15 protein-coding genes are annotated in these 17,083 nt (G+C 54.7%); 2 read left to right on the forward strand and 13 right to left on the reverse strand.

Annotation, left to right across the window (positions count from 1 at the left end; translation table 11 throughout):
* The first annotated feature begins 302 nt into the window (after positions 1–302).
* A complete protein-coding gene (clpS, locus tag hmeg3_RS06635; RefSeq protein ID WP_007880228.1) occupies positions 303–617 on the forward strand; it encodes an ATP-dependent Clp protease adapter ClpS in 315 nt (104 codons plus the stop codon).
* Entirely contained in the window at positions 614–2,920 is a 2,307-nt protein-coding gene (clpA, locus tag hmeg3_RS06640; RefSeq protein ID WP_094563040.1) for an ATP-dependent Clp protease ATP-binding subunit ClpA, read from the forward strand. The genes clpS and clpA overlap by 4 nt, the downstream gene beginning before the upstream one ends.
* A gap of 255 nt (positions 2,921–3,175) precedes the next feature.
* On the opposite strand, the gene hmeg3_RS06645 is transcribed toward clpA, so the two are convergent.
* The 13 genes from hmeg3_RS06645 to hmeg3_RS06700 form a co-directional block, all read right to left on the reverse strand.
* Positions 3,176–4,267, reverse strand: a complete 1,092-nt coding sequence (locus hmeg3_RS06645; protein WP_094563041.1) for a M48 family metallopeptidase — start codon at positions 4,265–4,267, stop codon at positions 3,176–3,178.
* Positions 4,268–4,286: 19 nt separating this feature from the next.
* Positions 4,287–4,736 (reverse strand): dUTP diphosphatase, encoded by a 450-nt coding sequence (gene dut / locus hmeg3_RS06650; RefSeq protein WP_007880233.1) that lies wholly within the window; start codon positions 4,734–4,736, stop codon positions 4,287–4,289.
* A gap of 37 nt (positions 4,737–4,773) precedes the next feature.
* Positions 4,774–5,982, reverse strand: a complete 1,209-nt coding sequence (coaBC, locus tag hmeg3_RS06655; RefSeq protein ID WP_094563042.1) for a bifunctional phosphopantothenoylcysteine decarboxylase/phosphopantothenate--cysteine ligase CoaBC — start codon at positions 5,980–5,982, stop codon at positions 4,774–4,776.
* Between the two features lie 92 nt (positions 5,983–6,074).
* The gene (gene lspA, locus hmeg3_RS06660; protein ID WP_094563043.1) at positions 6,075–6,584 is read right to left on the reverse strand and encodes a signal peptidase II; all 510 of its coding nucleotides are present in this window, start codon (positions 6,582–6,584) and stop codon (positions 6,075–6,077) included.
* Between the two features lie 104 nt (positions 6,585–6,688).
* Positions 6,689–9,583, reverse strand: coding sequence for an isoleucine--tRNA ligase (ileS, locus tag hmeg3_RS06665; protein WP_094563044.1), 2,895 nt, complete (start codon positions 9,581–9,583; stop codon positions 6,689–6,691).
* A 114-nt stretch (positions 9,584–9,697) separates the two neighbouring features.
* Positions 9,698–10,675 (reverse strand): bifunctional riboflavin kinase/FAD synthetase, encoded by a 978-nt coding sequence (locus hmeg3_RS06670; protein ID WP_094563045.1) that lies wholly within the window; start codon positions 10,673–10,675, stop codon positions 9,698–9,700.
* Between the two features lie 305 nt (positions 10,676–10,980).
* Positions 10,981–11,775: a class I SAM-dependent methyltransferase gene (locus hmeg3_RS06675; RefSeq protein ID WP_094563046.1), complete on the reverse strand. Its 795-nt coding sequence runs from the start codon at positions 11,773–11,775 to the stop codon at positions 10,981–10,983.
* Positions 11,763–12,839: a HesA/MoeB/ThiF family protein gene (locus hmeg3_RS06680; RefSeq protein ID WP_094563047.1), complete on the reverse strand. Its 1,077-nt coding sequence runs from the start codon at positions 12,837–12,839 to the stop codon at positions 11,763–11,765. Before hmeg3_RS06680 ends, hmeg3_RS06675 begins: the two co-directional genes overlap by 13 nt.
* Positions 12,840–12,844: 5 nt before the next feature.
* A complete protein-coding gene (locus hmeg3_RS24650; protein WP_157739219.1) occupies positions 12,845–13,117 on the reverse strand; it encodes a hypothetical protein in 273 nt (90 codons plus the stop codon).
* Positions 13,118–13,122: 5 nt separating this feature from the next.
* Complete coding sequence (locus tag hmeg3_RS06685) at positions 13,123–13,869, reverse strand: hypothetical protein (RefSeq protein ID WP_094563048.1); 747 nt, start codon at positions 13,867–13,869, stop codon at positions 13,123–13,125.
* Positions 13,866–14,543, reverse strand: a complete 678-nt coding sequence (locus hmeg3_RS06690) for a TfuA-like protein (protein ID WP_094563049.1) — start codon at positions 14,541–14,543, stop codon at positions 13,866–13,868. The genes hmeg3_RS06685 and hmeg3_RS06690 overlap by 4 nt, the downstream gene beginning before the upstream one ends.
* On the reverse strand, positions 14,536–15,828 hold the full coding sequence (locus hmeg3_RS06695) for a YcaO-like family protein (RefSeq protein WP_157739220.1): 1,293 nt from the start codon (positions 15,826–15,828) through the stop codon (positions 14,536–14,538). Before hmeg3_RS06695 ends, hmeg3_RS06690 begins: the two co-directional genes overlap by 8 nt.
* Positions 15,782–17,071: an MFS transporter gene (locus hmeg3_RS06700; RefSeq protein ID WP_094563051.1), complete on the reverse strand. Its 1,290-nt coding sequence runs from the start codon at positions 17,069–17,071 to the stop codon at positions 15,782–15,784. The genes hmeg3_RS06695 and hmeg3_RS06700 overlap by 47 nt, the downstream gene beginning before the upstream one ends.
* Positions 17,072–17,083 lie beyond the last annotated feature (12 nt).

The raw sequence follows: 17,083 nt of genomic DNA on the forward strand, positions 1-17,083 counted from the left end.
AAAGCAAGAAGCCTCGCGAGATTAAAACGTCCGCAGCCCCCCTTAAACTTGCCCCCTTCGTATTAACAAGCAGTAACTACTTATCAATAAATTCCATTGTTCTCGTTAAAAATGCAAAAGTCAAGTTGTTTTGAGTGGAATTATTAAGCTTTTGTTCACTCGATGGGAAGTGCGCCTCTTGATTTACGATAAATAAGCGTTATCTGCGGACTATCAGGAAAACGCGTAATATCTAATTTAATTTGGATATTTTCTTCATCGTTGTGCGTTGCACAGTTGATTGATAGTTTTAGAATAGATGCATGGCAACCAAGCACGATAATGATAACGGTACAGTCCTGGCGCGGCAGGAGCAAAAGCTCAAGCCGCCTCCTATGTACCAGGTATTGTTGTTGAATGATGACTATACGCCGATGGAATTCGTCGTCGCAGTCATTCAGGAGTACTTCAATAAAGACCGTGAAACGGCGACGCAGATTATGCTCAAAGTTCACCGCGATGGGAAAGGTATGTGTGGTGTGTATCCCAAAGATATCGCATCCACAAAAGTTGAACTCGTATTAACCCACGCTAGGAAAGCAGGGCATCCCCTGCAGTGCGTGATGGAGGAAGCATGATTGCGCAGGAATTGGAAGTCAGTTTGCACATGGCATTTGTTGAGGCCAGACAATCCCGTCACGAATTTATCACGGTAGAGCATTTGCTCCTTGCCCTGTTGGATAATCCATCAGCGGCGGAAGTGTTGCGCGCGTGTTCGGTCAACATCGACGACTTGCGCAAGACGCTGACCAATTTTATTACCGATAACACGCCGACCGTGCCCGGTACCAATGAAGTCGATACGCAACCTACACTGGGCTTCCAGCGTGTGATTCAGCGCGCGATCATGCACGTGCAGTCGGCTTCCAACGGCAAGAAGGAAGTGACCGGCGCCAACGTGCTCGTCGCCATCTTCGGCGAGAAGGATTCGCACGCTGTCTATTATCTGCATCAACAGGGCGTGACCCGCCTGGACGTAGTCAATTTCATTTCTCATGGTGTGCGCAAGGATCAGCAAGTTGATTCGCAAAAAGCGCCAGAAGGAGCGGAAGACGTGCAGACCGAAGGCCAGCAAAAGGAAAGTCCTCTCGATCAGTTCACCCAGAATCTGAACAAGGCTGCCACAGAAGGAAAGATCGATCCGCTCATCGGCCGCGATGCCGAAGTCGAGCGCGTGATCCAGACTCTCTGCCGCCGCCGCAAGAACAACCCATTGCTGGTCGGCGAAGCCGGCGTCGGCAAAACTGCCATCGCCGAAGGTCTGGCATGGCGCATCACGCAAAGCGATGTGCCGGAGATCCTCAAGAACGCCGTCGTGTATTCGCTCGACATGGGCGCTCTGCTCGCCGGCACCAAGTATCGCGGCGATTTTGAGCAACGCCTGAAAGCCGTCCTCAAGCAATTGAAGGACAGCCCTAACGGTATTCTCTTCATCGACGAAATCCACACCATCATCGGTGCCGGTTCGGCCTCGGGTGGCACGCTGGATGCATCGAATCTGCTGAAGCCGGCATTGTCCAGCGGTCAGCTGAAGTGCATCGGCGCGACCACATACACCGAATTCCGCGGCGTCTTCGAAAAAGATCACGCTCTGTCGCGTCGCTTCCAGAAGATCGACGTCAACGAGCCGACTGTCGAGCAGACCATTCAGATTTTGCGTGGTTTGAAGTCCAAGTTCGAAGAGCACCATGGTGTGAAGTATTCCGCTTCGGCACTGACTTCCGCGGCCGAGCTGGCAGCTCGCTTCATCAACGATCGTCACTTGCCAGATAAGGCAATCGACGTTATCGATGAAGCCGGCGCAGCGCAACGCATCCTGCCCAAGTCGAAGCAGAAGAAGACTATCGGCAAGTCCGAGATCGAAGAGATCATCTCCAAGATCGCGCGCATTCCGCCGCAATCCGTCAATCAGGATGACCGCACCAAGCTGCAAACGATTGATCGTGACCTCAAGAACGTTGTGTTCGGTCAGGATCCCGCGATTGAAGCATTGGCATCGGCCATCAAGATGGCGCGTGCCGGCCTGGGCAAAACCGACAAGCCGATCGGCTCTTTCCTGTTCTCCGGTCCGACCGGCGTGGGCAAGACCGAAGTGGCGAAGCAACTGGCTTTCATCCTCGGTATCGAGCTGATTCGTTTCGACATGTCTGAATACATGGAGCGTCATGCGGTCAGCCGTCTGATCGGCGCGCCTCCGGGTTACGTCGGTTTCGATCAGGGTGGTCTGTTGACCGAAGCGATCACCAAGAAGCCGCACGCTGTGCTGCTGCTGGATGAAATCGAAAAGGCGCATCCGGATATTTTCAATATCCTGCTGCAGGTGATGGATCACGGTACGCTGACTGACAACAACGGCCGCAAGACTGACTTCCGTAATGTCATCATCGTGATGACCACGAATGCCGGCGCAGAAAGCCTGCAAAAGCGTTCGATCGGTTTCACCGACAAGAAGGAAGCCGGCGACGAGATGGCGGATATCAAGCGTATGTTTACGCCGGAATTCCGCAACCGTCTGGATGCCATCATCAGCTTCCGTGCGCTGGACGAAGAAATCATCCTGCGCGTGGTCGACAAGTTCCTGATGCAATTGGAAGAGCAACTGCACGAGAAGAAGGTGGAAGCCGTATTCTCGGACACCTTGCGCAAGTTCCTGAGCAAGAAGGGCTTCGATCCGCTGATGGGTGCGCGTCCGATGTCGCGTCTGATCCAGGACATGATCCGCAAGGCGCTGGCCGACGAACTGCTGTTTGGCCGTCTGGTCAATGGTGGCCGTGTCACCGTCGAGCTGGACGACAAGGATCAGGTCAAGCTGGAATTCCCCGAAGGCGACGATCCGACGCCTCCGCCGGAAGAGCCGCAGGAAAAGCTGGAAGTCGAGTAAGCGGTATCGACAATGCCGGCGCATCGCAAGGTGCGTCGGTGCTGCAGTTAGCGGGACAAGCAAAAAGGCCGGAACGTTTGATCGTTCCGGCCTTTTTGTTTTTTCGCTCGTCTCGCTGAAGCACTGATGCTGATCTGTCTTATTTAGCTCTATCTCGTGGCTTCGTCGCTTCAGTAGTACGCTGTTCAGGCGGCACAGAAGCCATCTGTAAGCGCATGACGGCATCGGTTGTGCCGATACCGTCAGCCTCTCACATTAAGGCGTCAGCGGCTTTCCTGCAGCCTGTTTGGCCTTGAGTACCTGCGTCGACTTGTCGATCATGGTCATGCGATAGGCCGTCGCCGGGTGCAGTGCAGTGTAACCATTCGGTACGCTGGCTGGATATTGCGACGCCAGACGCTGCCAGAAGACCGCGTAGCCGTCGATGCTGTAGCCGGCGCGGACCAGCATATACAGCGCCAAATTGTCAGCCGCGGCGTCCAGATCCTGCGGATAGGGACGAATACCGCCTGTGCCTGCTGTGGCGGTTGGATCCGGCTGTGCGCGCATCAGGTTATCGATCACGCTGCCCGTGGTTGCCACCATGCGCTGGCGAATGGCATGCCCCAGCGAGTTGTGCGCCATGTCCTTGGCGATCAGATAGGCCAGTTCTTCGTCGGACTTCGCAAAATTCATCATGCCGCGGGTGATCAGCACGCGGCGGCCGTCGGCGTATGTATTGACGTTGTCGGCGTTACCCAGCTCGATGCTGAAGGCGCAGGCCAGCGTCAACGGTACGATGACGTTTTGCTGCGCCTTGTTACGCATCACAGTCAGTTTGATCGGTGCACGGCCGTTGGTGACCAGCGGGCCCAGCAGATTGGCCGCCTGGCGCTCGGCGTCGGGGCCTTGCTGCAGAGGCTTGTCGGCAACCGCCAGCAACACATCGCCGCGTTGAATGCCGCTCTTTGCTGCGCCGCTGCCGGGCAATACGCCGGTGACCTGCAGACGGTCGTCAAAACCCAGTGATTGCGCGGCGTTGACGAACTCGGTCGGGTACGAATACTTGTTCTTGGCGGTGAAACCAAGCAGATTGCGCGCATTGCCCCGGCACAGCGGAGCGTTGCTGGTCAGCAGTGGTGCCGCAACGTTGTACAGGCGATCCTGCTGCGCCGTCAGCGCGCGCAAGGCGATCTGATCCGGCGTCAGTACCGGCGGCTTCACGGCGACAGGTGCAGTCGCAGCTGGGGCCTTTGTATTGAGGGTGCTGCCGTCCTGCGGTGTGACACATGCTGCGAGTAAAGCTGCCGGAATGACGGCCAGCGCTATTTTTATTTTTCCCCAATATCCCTGATGACCTGCGCGCATCCAATACTCCTTAGTAATCCTAGTGTTTGCCAGTGCTGCCGAAGCCGCCTGCGCCGCGCTCGCTGCTGTCGAATTCTTCAACCACGTTGAAGCCGACCTGCATGACGGGAACGATCACGAGTTGCGCCAGACGCTCCATGGGGTTTAGGACAAACTCAGTCTGCCCGCGGTTCCATGTCGAGACCATCAACTGGCCTTGATAATCGGAGTCGATCAAACCGACCAGATTGCCCAGTACGATGCCATGCTTGTGGCCCAGACCGCTGCGCGGCAGGATGATCGCGGCATAGCCGGGATCGGCTACGTGGATTGCAAGACCGGTCGGGATCAGATGCGTGGTTCCCGGTGCGATCGTCAGCGGTGCGTCCAGGCAGGCGCGCAGATCCAGGCCGGCGCTACCGGCGGTGGCGTAGGCGGGCAGTTGGTCTTTCATGCGCGGGTCGAGGATTTTGACGTCGATAGTTTTCATGGGAACAAAAATTGTTAAGTTAAAAGTCAGTGCTGAATTAGTGTGTGCCTGCTGCCGCCAGGCGATGCGCGATCTCGCGCACCAGTTGCCGCGCCAGCGTCTGCTTGTCGGCGCGCGGCAGGCTGGTATGGCCTTTGTCGTCGAACAGCGTCAGCGCGTTTTCGTCCTTGCCGAAAGTCTGATGGCCGATATTGCCGACCAATAGGGGAATATTCTTTTTCACGCGCTTGGCGGCGCCGTACTGTTCGAGGTTTTCAGATTCGGCCGCAAAGCCCACGCAGTACGGACGCTTGGTCAAAGCAGCAACGTCGGCGAGGATGTCGGCGTTCTGCTCGAAGGACAAGTGCAGGCTGTCATCGTCCGCGCTTTTCTTGAGCTTCTGATCGCTGACGTTGGCCACACGCCAGTCGGCCACCGCCGCCACGGCGATAAAAACATCCTGCCCTGATACATTGGCGAAGACGGCGTCATGCATCTGCTGCGCGGTCTGCACATCGATGCGGCGCACGCCGTAAGGTGCCGCCAACGCGGTCGGTCCGGATACCAGAACGACCTCGGCGCCGGCTTCCCGGGCGGCGCGCGCAAGGGCATAACCCATCTTGCCGGACGACAGATTGGTAATGCCGCGTACCGGATCGATCGGCTCGAACGTCGGTCCCGCTGTCAACAATACACGACGACCGGCCAGCAGTTTGGGCTGGAAGGCGGCGATGATTTCTTCCAGCAGTTGTTCCGGTTCCAGCATGCGGCCATAGCCGACTTCGCCGCAGGCCTGATCGCCCGAATCGGGGCCGAGCAGCTTGATGCCATCTTGCTGCACCTGTGCGATGTTGCGTTGGGTTGCCGGGTTCTGCCACATTTCGACATTCATGGCCGGGGCGATCATCAGCGGCACGCCATGCGGGCGCGCCACGCACAGCGTCGACAGCAGATCGTCGCAAGCGCCGTGAGCAAGTTTGAAAATGAAATCGGTGGAGCAGGGGACGATCACGATGGCGTCAATGCCGCGCGTCAGATCGATGTGCGGCATGTTGTTCTCAACGCGCGCATCCCATTGATCGGTGTAGACCGTGTTGCCGGTCAGCGCCTGCATGGTGACGGTCGTGATGAACTGCGTTGCCGCCTGCGTCATGACAACCTGCACCGACGCACCGGCCTTGCCGAGGCCGCGCGCGAGTTCGGCGGCCTTGTAGCACGCCACGCCGCCAGTCAGGCCGAGAAGGATTTTTTTGCCAGTGAGATCCATTGCCTTACTCCCTGTAGAACTCAATCATGAGCTGCAGTAATGAACTGCCGCAATCATAGGTAGCCGATCGCCGCAGTCTTGCTGCCGGTCATCTATTTACCGACGCGGCGCAATTCATCCAGCACGAACAATACCGCACCTATGCAGATCGCACTATCGGCGATGTTGAACGCCGGCCAATGCCAGTTGCCGACGAAGACGTCGAGGAAATCGATCACGTGGCCGTAGGCAATGCGGTCAATCACGTTGCCGATGGCGCCGCCGAGGATCAGCGCCAGCGCCCAGCAGAACATACGCTGTCCGGCGTGCTTGCGCAGCAGATAAATGATGTAGACCGCAGCAGCAATGCCGATGGCCGTGAACAGATGACGTTGCCAGCCCGATTCGGCAGCCAGGAAACTGAATGCCGCGCCCTTGTTGTAGACCAGCACCAGATTGAAGAAGCCGGTGATCGGACGTGATTCGCCGTAGTGAAACAGTTTGAGAATCGTGATCTTGGACAGTTGATCCAGCAGCAGCACGATCAGCGAAATACCCAGCCATGGCAGCAGGCTGTTGTTATTGCTGGAGCTGGGCATGAGGCGTTTTTTATTGGAAGCCATGGAGGATGGATATGGATGATGTCGAAGAAGGATATTCAGAAAAAGCACCGGCACGCGCTATTGCTTATTGGTCGCGTGCCGGTCTGTTTGATACTTGATGATGCTTAAGCGAAGTGGCGGGTCTCGCCGCTGCCGAACAGATTGGAGACGCAACGGCCGCACAGGCCGGCGTGCTCGGCATGCGAGCCGACGTCCGCGCGATAGTGCCAGCAGCGTTCGCACTTCTGGTTGGCCGACGGTGTGACGACGATGGCTTCATCGCTTTCCGCTGCCACTGCAGTGACTTTGGCGGCAGATGTGATCAGCACGAACTTCAGATCGTCGCCAAGGCTTTCCAGCAAGGCGACCTTGTCGCCGCTGACCTTGAGTTCGACTTCCGCCTGCAGCGACGAGCCGATGTTGCCGGCGATGCGGACTTCTTCCAGTTGCTTGGTCACCGCTGCACGCACTTCATGCAGTACGTTGAATTTGGCAACCAGCGCCTCGGCTTGCGCCACTTCCGGCAGCGTGTAGTAGGTCTGCGAGAAGATGGTTTCGTTGCTGTCGGCAAAGGCTTCCTTGCTGGCGAAGAAACTCCAGGCTTCTTCCGCCGTGAACGACAGCGTCGGCGCCATCAGACGCAGCAGCGCCTGGGTGATGTGCCAGATCGCAGTCTGCGCCGAACGGCGTGCATGCGAATCGACGCCGCTGGTGTACAGGCGATCCTTGAGGATGTCGAGGTAGAAGCCGCCCAGGTCTTCCGAGCAATACATCTGCAGCTTGGAAACCACCGGGTGGAACTCATAAGTCTCGTAATGCGCCAGGATTTCCTTTTGCAGGTTGGCCATGTTGGCGATCGCATAGCGGTCGATTTCCAGCATCTCTGCGACCGGCACGGCGTTCTTGGCCATGTCGAAATCGGCCGTGTTGGCCAACAGGAAGCGCAGCGTGTTGCGGATGCGGCGATAGGCTTCGGTCACGCGCTTGAGAATTTCGTCGGAGATCGAGATCTCGCCGGAATAATCGCTCGATGCCACCCACAGGCGCAGGATTTCCGCACCCAGCGAGTCGGCCACCTTTTGCGGTTCGACGCCGTTCTTGAGCGACTTCGACATCTTGCGGCCTTCGCCGTCGACCACGAAGCCGTGCGTCAGCAGCGCCTTGTATGGCGCGCGGCCGTTCAGCATCGAAGAGGTCAGCAGCGAGGAGTGGAACCAGCCGCGATGCTGATCCGAACCTTCCAGATACAGATCGGCAGGGAATTGCAACTCTTGCTTGTGTGAGCCGCGCAGCACGGTTTGATGGGTCGAGCCCGAATCGAACCAGACGTCCAGCGTGTCCTTGTTCTTCAGGTATTGATCAGCCTCGTCGCCCAGCAATTCCTTGGGATCCAGCGTCTGCCATGCCTCGATGCCGCCTTGCTCGATGCGTTGGGCAATCTGTTCCAGCAGTTCAGGCGTGCGTGGATGCAGCAGGCCGGTTTCCTTGTGTACGAAGAAAGCCATCGGCACGCCCCATTGGCGTTGGCGCGAAAGCGTCCAGTCGGGACGGTTGGCGATCATGCCGTGCAGGCGCGCCTTGCCCCATGCCGGGAAGAAGGCGGTGTCTTCGATGCCTTGCAGTGCGGTTTCGCGCAGGCTCTTGCCGCCGTCTTTCGGCGTGTTGTCCATGCTCGCGAACCATTGCGACGTGGCGCGATAGATGATCGGTGTCTTATGGCGCCAGCAGTGCATGTAGCTGTGATCGAACATCACCAGCTTGAACAGCGTGCCGACTTCTTCCAGCTTGGCGCAGATAGGCTTCGACGCTTCCCAGATCGTCAGGCCGGCAAACAGCGGCAGCGACGAGGCGTAGCGGCCATCGCCCATGACCGGGCTGATGATGTCGTCGTCCTTCATGCCGTGCGCCTTGCACGAGATAAAGTCTTCGATACCGTAGGCAGGCGCCGAGTGGACGATACCGGTACCGCTGTCGGCGGTCACGTAGTCGCCCAGGTAGATCGGCGACAGGCGGTCATAGCCCTTGTCGGCGGTCGCCAGCGGATGATGGAAGGCGATCAGCGACAGCGCCTCGCCCTTGGTGGTGGCGATCACTTTGCCTTCCAGGCCGAAGCGTTGCAGGCAGGATTCGACCAGGTCGTTGGCCAGGATCAGCAGCGTCGGCTCGCCATTGCGCTCGGTCTGTACCAGCGCGTAGTCGAATTCCGGATGCACGTTCAGCGCCTGGTTGGACGGGATGGTCCATGGCGTGGTGGTCCAGATGACGACGTAACCCTTGTCGGTAGGCAGCTTAGTCAGGCCGAAGGCCTTGGCGATCTTGTCGTGTTCCGCAAACGGGAAGCCGACGTCGATGGCGGGGTCGCGCTTGTCCTGATATTCGACTTCCGCTTCCGCCAATGCGGAGCCGCAGTCGAAACACCAGTTGACCGGCTTCAGGCCGCGATAGACATAACCCTTCTCCAGAATCGTGCCGAGCGCGCGCAGCTCATCGGCTTCGTTGGAGAAGTTCATGGTCTTGTATGGATTGTCCCATTCGCCCAATACGCCCAGACGGATGAAGTCCTTCTTTTGCAGTTCGATCTGTTCGTTGGCATAAGCGCGTGCCTTGGCTTGCACTTCGGCCACCGGCAGATTCTTGCCGTATTTCTTTTCGATCTGGATTTCGATCGGCATGCCGTGGCAATCCCAGCCCGGCACGTATTGCGCGTCGAAGCCGGCCATGTTGCGGGCCTTGACGATCATGTCTTTCAGGATCTTGTTGACGGCGTGGCCCAGGTGGATCTCACCGTTGGCATACGGTGGGCCATCATGCAGGATGAACTTCGGGCGGCCGGCCGAGGCCTGGCGGATGCGCTGATACAGTTTCTTGGTCTGCCATTCCTTGACCCATTGCGGCTCGCGCTTGGCGAGGTCGCCGCGCATCGGGAATGCGGTCTCGGTCATGTTGACCGGATACTTGCTGACCGGCTTGCCTTCAGGTTTGCCCGGCTTGTTTGGCTTGGAAGATTCGTTGTTCGACATAGTTGTTTTCAGTTAAATTCTGGAAATCGGTGACGGCTGAGGTAGCTGATCCGGCTGTTGATACGGTAAGACGCGTCGCTGGAAATCAGTACCGGCGAGCGGGGCGGGCCAGCGTCAAATTCGGTCGGTGGCGGACACGGCGAAACTCGCCTGTTCCTTGAACCAGGCACGCGCCTGTTGCGCATCGCGCTCAATGGCTGCCGTCAATGTCGGCAGGTCGACGTATTTCTCTTCGTCGCGCAATTTCTTCAAAAATTCCACGCGCAGCAACTTGCCATAGCAATCGCCGCTGTAATCGAAGATGTGTGTTTCCAGCAGCACACGGCCGCTGTCGTCCACGGTCGGACGCACGCCCAGGCTGGCCACGGCCGGCAAGGGGCTGTCGCCCAGTCCATGCACCTGCACGATGAATATCCCCGACAGCGCCGGACGCTTGTGACCCACGCGCATGTTCAGCGTCGGAAAACCAATGGTGCGGCCGAGCTTCTTGCCGTGCACCACATGGCCGGAAATCGCATACGAATGACCCAGCAACTGACGTGCATGCGGAAAATCCGTCTTCGCCAACGCCGCGCGGATCGCCGACGATGAGATGCGCACGCCTTCGTTGTTTACGTTAGGCATGGTGTGCACTTCAAAGCCGTATTGCTTGCCGGCGTCGATCAGGGTCTGGATATTGCCGGCGCGGCGCGAGCCGAAGCAGAAATCCTCGCCCACCAGCAGCCAGCGCACGTGCAGACCCTGAATCAGGATCTTTTCGATGAAATCTTGCGGCGACAGGGCGGCAAAGTTGGCGTTGAAGTGTTCGACGATCACGCGGTCGACACCGGCGTTGGACAACGATTGCAGCTTGTCGCGCAGGTTGGCGATACGTTGCGGGGCTTTTTCCGGGGTGCCGGCCAGTTGCGCGAAGAACTCGCGCGGATGCGGTTCGAACGTCATCACGGCGGCATCCAGGTTCAGGCGGGTTGCAGCTTCGCGCACCTGCGCCAGCAGCGCCTGGTGGCCACGGTGCACGCCGTCGAAGTTGCCGATCGTCAGCGCGCAGGGCGCACGCGATTCAGCATTGGGAAGTCCGCGAAATACCTTCATGGAAGAGGTTAAAAGTGATGCCGTTGCAAAAGCCTTCCATTATAAATGTTTTCGGAGGCTTACCCCTGATTTGGCGGCGAAACGGCGGGAAACAAGCGGTAGTGACCATGTTGACGGCACAGTTTGCAGTGTGATGGGGAAATGTTGTGTTTTAAATATTGTTTTCCGATTTCTGATTGACGGCATGTGATTGCTCATGGCAAATGGTTCGCCGGGGCTCGTTTCTCGTCGTTAGCCAGGACTTAGGATTGCGCAAAAGGCATTTTTAACGGGCCGATTTTTGTCGCAGAAATATGACAGGACCGCTAATTTGGGTCCCACACGGCAGAAACTGCGAGGTGTCCCACTTTACTTCTGCGCGGGTGTAGATGATGGGCTTCGGACATCAGAGAGTCAAGTAGCATGCTTCCTAATTCTTCTTCCAATAATTTTCGATTTGCATGCACGTAAGCGTACACTCGGAATTGGATGTCCAGATTTGGATCAAGGTCGGTGACTTCTTCGATTTTAAATTCTGCAGCACTTAGCGCCGAACATAAAGGATCATAACGCGCCAGCATTATTGGATCGAACCGTCTCATCCAATGAGTAAAGATCAAACGTGTACCTGGAATGTATATACGAGCGAGTTCGTTAGCAAGAAGTAATGGCGATGGGGCGTGTTGTACGCAATCTAATGCTGAAATAGCGGCTACAGAACCATCATCTATTGGAAGCCGGCAGAAATCGGCGACAACGAAGTTACAGTTGAGATGGTTTTTTTTCATCGCAATTTGAATCGCTTTTTCTGAGGTGTCGTAACCGGTAATTTTGCGACCACATAGGCGATGCAGCCAATTACTGAGAGAGCCCTCTCCACAGCCAATGTCAATGCATACACCCGCGGATGTCATCGAAATTCTTTCAGCAATCCAACACAGCCCCTGCATCCCTATGAAGGAATACTGGGCAGATTCGGGGGGATAATCAGTCCCCATGGCTTGAGTCAATATCTGTCGGAAATATGTTGATCGTTCGATTGCATCGTAGACATTATTGTGTGCTCGAACTTGCTCGTAAATTTGAGGATTTCCGAAATCGCCCCGTGTTATATCTTGCATGTGAAGTCCCCTCCATTGCAGGCGTCAATACCCCCTTTCAGATGAAGTATCCTTACTCCACTCATGACGCTGCGCAAATAGAGGACGGCCTTAGCCGAGCGCATACCTGATTTGCAGTAAACGATAATGTCTCGGTTACGAGGCAAGTCCATCACATGCTGTGGTAGCGCCGCTAATGGGATGTGCTCACCTCCAATAGACAGGGCTTGTCGTTCGTCGAGTTCACGTACATCAATCAATACGGGTGGCAAGGCAGATTTCATGCGGTTAAGCAATTCACTGTAGACGATGTCGTCAGACATTTCCTGCATGACCTTTGCATGATCGCGTTTGGCGAGCGCCAATCTGCGCGTCGTCGTACTGAGCGCGTCAAACGTTAGTAGGAATCCCGATAGTGTTTCTCCCAGGCCTGTGATTACTTTAATGGCTTCGTTGGCCTGAAGCGTACCGATGACACCTGGCAGTACGCCAATGACGCCAGCGTCGCCACAGTTTTGGGCTAGTGCAGGCGGAGGCGCTTCGGAATGCAGATCTCTGTAGGAGAGCCCTTTGGGGTACTTTTCAGTGGGATGGTGGAATACGGATACCTGCCCTTCGAACTGAAAGATAGAACCATAAACCAGCGGTACGCCAAAGGTCCCGGCAGCATCATTGATCGCATATTTGGCATCAAAATTATCTGTGCAGTCGATGACGACATCAAAACGAGGCATCAGATCTACCAACAACTGAGCATTCACATATTGGCAAATTGTCTCAATGTGAATATAAGGATTAATCGCCTGTAGTCGCGCAGCAGCGATGGCGATTTTCTTCTGACCAATACAAGAGGTGTCGAATAACACCTGTCGATGCAAATTTGTTGCAGACACCTCATCCGCATCACATAAGGTGATCATGCCGATGCCGGCTCCCGCTAGATAAAGCGCCACAGGACAACCGAGTCCGCCCATTCCCACGATCAATACTCTGGCAGAACGTAGTTTTTGTTGTATTTTTTCATTGAAACCGGGCAGCCGAAAGTGGCGAGCGTAATAGACAGATTCCGAGATGAGGGAGTCCATGGCACTTAACCTCCGGCAACAGCCATTACAATAAGAATCCGACTATCTTCATGTACTGGTTGCGTGCCATCACCAATTTCATGAATCTGGTGCTCGTCCAGAAACAGACCGACAAACTGACGAATAGCACCGTTAGCATCAAAAATTTGCGACCGCACCATTGGCGCCGTTTCATCGATTTTGTTGAATACTTCCTTGAGATTTGAGGCGGTGACTTCGAGGCGTGTCCGCCCCGCGACTAGAGCGCTAAGCTGAGAAGGAAATTCGATACGGATCATGTGGTTCACCTTAACGACGATAAAAACCGGCGACACGACTCGGCAATGAAAATGCCATTGGATGTTAGCTTTCCACTTGGTTCAACAATTTTCAGACACCCGTCCGCGTAGTTCTCAAGGTAGGTCAGGCGATTTCCATCATCGACCGTATTACAACCCGCAAATATCTTTGCGCGGTAAAAGCGCACAGCAGTGACTGCGAACGTCAATGCGTATATCACCTGGGTGATTTCTTTGCCCGATGTGCCAGATGGCAGAACGTGGATTGGCTCGCTACGTTCGGCGAGCGGCGTGATCTCGGCAATCATTCCCACCCAAGTGTGTGAAACTTCGTGGACAATATATTCTGCGAGCCGAGGGCTGCTTATGCCGCCTTCACCTAAGTAGATGTGTTGAGGAATCAGCGGGTTGCTTGAACTGAATATGTCATCCACAAGACGACGCCAGCATAACGGAACGGAAAAAATAGACTGCCATTTCGGGACAATGGAGATAACGTCTTTACATGTGCGCTGGATCGTATCTATATCGGCTTTATTTAACGGTATGGAGTCAAGTTCGGTCACCGGTTGCGTGGATGCATGACGATAGCAATCCCGAGCTAACTCGGGTTGTAGATAGGCTGTGAGTGGTTGTTTTTTATTATCCAAACGTTGACGTACGGCACAGACAAGTGTTGCCAAGGCAGAGGTTTTTACTTCCTCGTCAATCATCGGTAGACCGCCCAAATCCGCCACAAGACAATGATTCATTTTTGCGCTCCCACAGTCCACGGACATTCAGTCGCGAAAGACACAAGGTCTGCCTGTTTCAAACGATACGGATCGAAGTTATACGTAGCTGAAAGCAATGCGGTGAGTAGTTTGTGATCCGCACAGACTGATGCTATCTCAAGACGAAAATTGGCAATAGTCCGATCTCCGTACCATCTTTGTCGAAGTGAGTCGAGGATGATGGCAGCTTGTTCCCCGGTTAATAAATCTTGCTGCTGAGCCTGCGCACAGAATTCCCGTATATGCAGCATAGGTTCTGACAGCGGGACATATGGCGTTTCTGTGCTGTGCACCAAGGCAACCTCGTCATCAGCAAGGTTACGGTCGCTGCAGAACATTTTGGCTACTTTTCCCCAAGGAATCATCCCCATGTGGGACATCTCGCTTACTCGAATTGCTCCCATGGAGCATAAGCCGTACACACGCCAACCAGCGTCAAGTGCTTCTCTTAGTTCAACATGCCCTACCGATGGATAGGAGTGAAATGTCCCATCGGCCAATCCAATGACACCCGGATTTTTTTGCTTGATCACAAGCTGTTCAATATCGCCACGACGTGCTGGAGGGCGCCAGGAAATACCATTCGTTGTTACTGTACTCAGCCCAGTGCCAAAAAGAGAGGGACCTGCAAAGATATAGGTCGCCTCATGCATTTTTCGATTCCTTCGGTTGTTGAAAGTGTTTGGCTAGGCGTGTGCCAAGTCGAGGCAATTCTGCTTCGTACATTTCAGCCCCCGGTACTACTATCTTGACAACTTGAAACGGGTATTCGGCCTCAGTCAATGGCACTCTCACTACGTGGTTGATTCCGGCCCGGGAAAGCCCTTGATACAAACATTCCAGTGCCTGCAGAACACTGGAAATTTCCACGTTTGGTACTTCGGAGAAGACTATCTTCTCGTGCGGATTAGCAGCCATATTGCGTAAATGTCGAATGAGATTCAACTCGCGATCACGGCCAAGTTCGGCACCGACTTTTACTCGTTCGATAATGTCATCCCGGCCACCATGGATATGACTCAGCCGCCCTTGCACTGCTTCGGCCAAAGCACGCACTGCCGCGATTTCTGCGATTGGATGAAAACCAAAACCTGATGCGACCGCGATTGGATTATGTTCATCTGGCTCAAGCACGTAGCCTGTGAAGTACGCCAGTCCAAATGGATTTTTGCTATAACGCAAGTAGCAGCGCAAACCGGCACTTTCGATCTGCTTAGCCATCGCTTTGACTTTCAATGGCGCATTGTTTAAATCCACTAATAAAGAATGATCCTTAATTACATCAAATGACCGTACATGACGCTCCATTACCTCGGCGAGACCATGTACGGTGGCTTCATCCAATGTATTTCCTGAAGCCAAACCGTTAGTACTCGTACCGTATAACTTGACTCCTGTATTTTCGAAAAACGGAAGATAGATTAGTTCAGCTGGGACGAGGACTCGTCCGAGGTTACTCATTATTTCTTCCCCAATGACTACCGCTATATCGTCGTTATGTTCAATACGATGTCCTACACGAGGACAAAAATCGGAGAAGTGAATGCGTTGCTTAAAGGAGGCGAGGATTTCTGACGGTTTGCACAGAAACCAGTCTGCAATATTACGACCGGGTGTGGCAAAGCTGAACTCAATCGCTTCCATATAGGCGCCAATTTTAGCCTCGGCATGTGTGAATCCTTTCCCCGCATGTACACATAACGTTCCCTTTACCCCATCGGGCCGAATTGACGAATAAACAGGAATTCCAATGCGGTCAAGCCAAGTTGTATCGACAACACGGCTGATTCCACGGCTCGTCGCCAATGATTCCGCTATCGCCAACGATTCTTCAGCGCTGCGTGAACGCAGACTGGAACTTAAACGAGTGAATTGCTTATTGATCATGTGATCAGGCATTTTTTGATTGGCGAAAAGCGCGTGGATACAACGTCGCATAAATTCCCACAATTTCCTCATTGGGTCGTATCAACAGCGACTTAGCATCAACATTCCTCAATAAAAGCGCTGTCGATATGAGTATCAATGTTCCACATACAGCAATGCTAATGTCGAGGCTGAAGCCTGCGATGACAAATCCAATGCCTTGTGTTGCAAGGGGATTCAGGCAAGAAGATAGAAATGCCACGCCAGCGGCCATCCGTGAGCGAAATTCCGGAGGTGTGGCTGCCGAACGCAGGGTACTAGCGTTGATATTAAAAACCGCAAAGCCAGCGCCGCTCACGGCAAAGCACAGTGCAAGTAAGTACATGTTGTTACAAAAGGCTGCCATAAAGATTCCGGCACCAAGCAGACCATTGCCTGTTACTAGCGCCATAAAGCGGCCCATTAAAATATTCAGACGCCCTGTAAGAAGAGTACTGCCGCCAAGGATGCCTACGCCAAATGCAATCTCTATCATCGCCATGGTGCCAGCCGAAGCACCAAGGCCTTGGGTCACCCATATAGGAAGCACAACGGCAAAGAACGGAAACAAACCGGCATTTGTGAGCGCAACGACAATCGCCATTATTCGTTCCGAGCGAGTAAGGACAACGGCACGTACGCCATCTGCTATTCGTAAGTGCCAGGTTCGAAAGTATTCGCCCCATTGTTTAGGAGCGAAGACAGAGCCAGGTCTCAAAATACGGATACCAAAACTTGTGCATAAGCCGGTGGCACAGGCAATGGCTGCTGCTCCAAGCGCCGCCGGCACACCGCCTATGGCTAATAGCAAGGCTCCCAACATGGGTGCGCAAAGACCAACGATGGAGCTGGTGCTTGCGGCAAGAGTTTGCGCGGCAGTTAAGTGGTCTGCGCTGACGAGTGCGGGAGTTAAACCGGCAGAGGCCGGATCACGAAGCCCGGCGATAAGACTCAGAACGACAAGTAAGCTTGTGACTACGACAATCGAGAATGGCAGCAAAGAGACCGCCAACATTAAGACCAGCATGACAGTGGCGGCCAAGCCAACACAGATTCGGTAGACATTGAGGCGATCAAAGTAATCTGCCATTGGCGCCAACACTGGCTTGGAGTACACCTCGACTAAACTTGAGGCGCTAAAAACTGTAGCAAATGCGATGGCGGAACCTGTCTCGCGCATCACCAGCCACGACATACCGAACCGGACGCAATGCAGTGCGATGGTGCTGAGTGCAGAACTCGCGAGAAAAAATAGAAAGCTCGTGCCCATTTTCATACGCGACTTCCC

It is taken from the genome of Herbaspirillum sp. meg3 (genome assembly GCF_002257565.1).
In the GTDB taxonomy this organism is placed as follows: Bacteria; Pseudomonadota; Gammaproteobacteria; order Burkholderiales; family Burkholderiaceae_D; genus Herbaspirillum.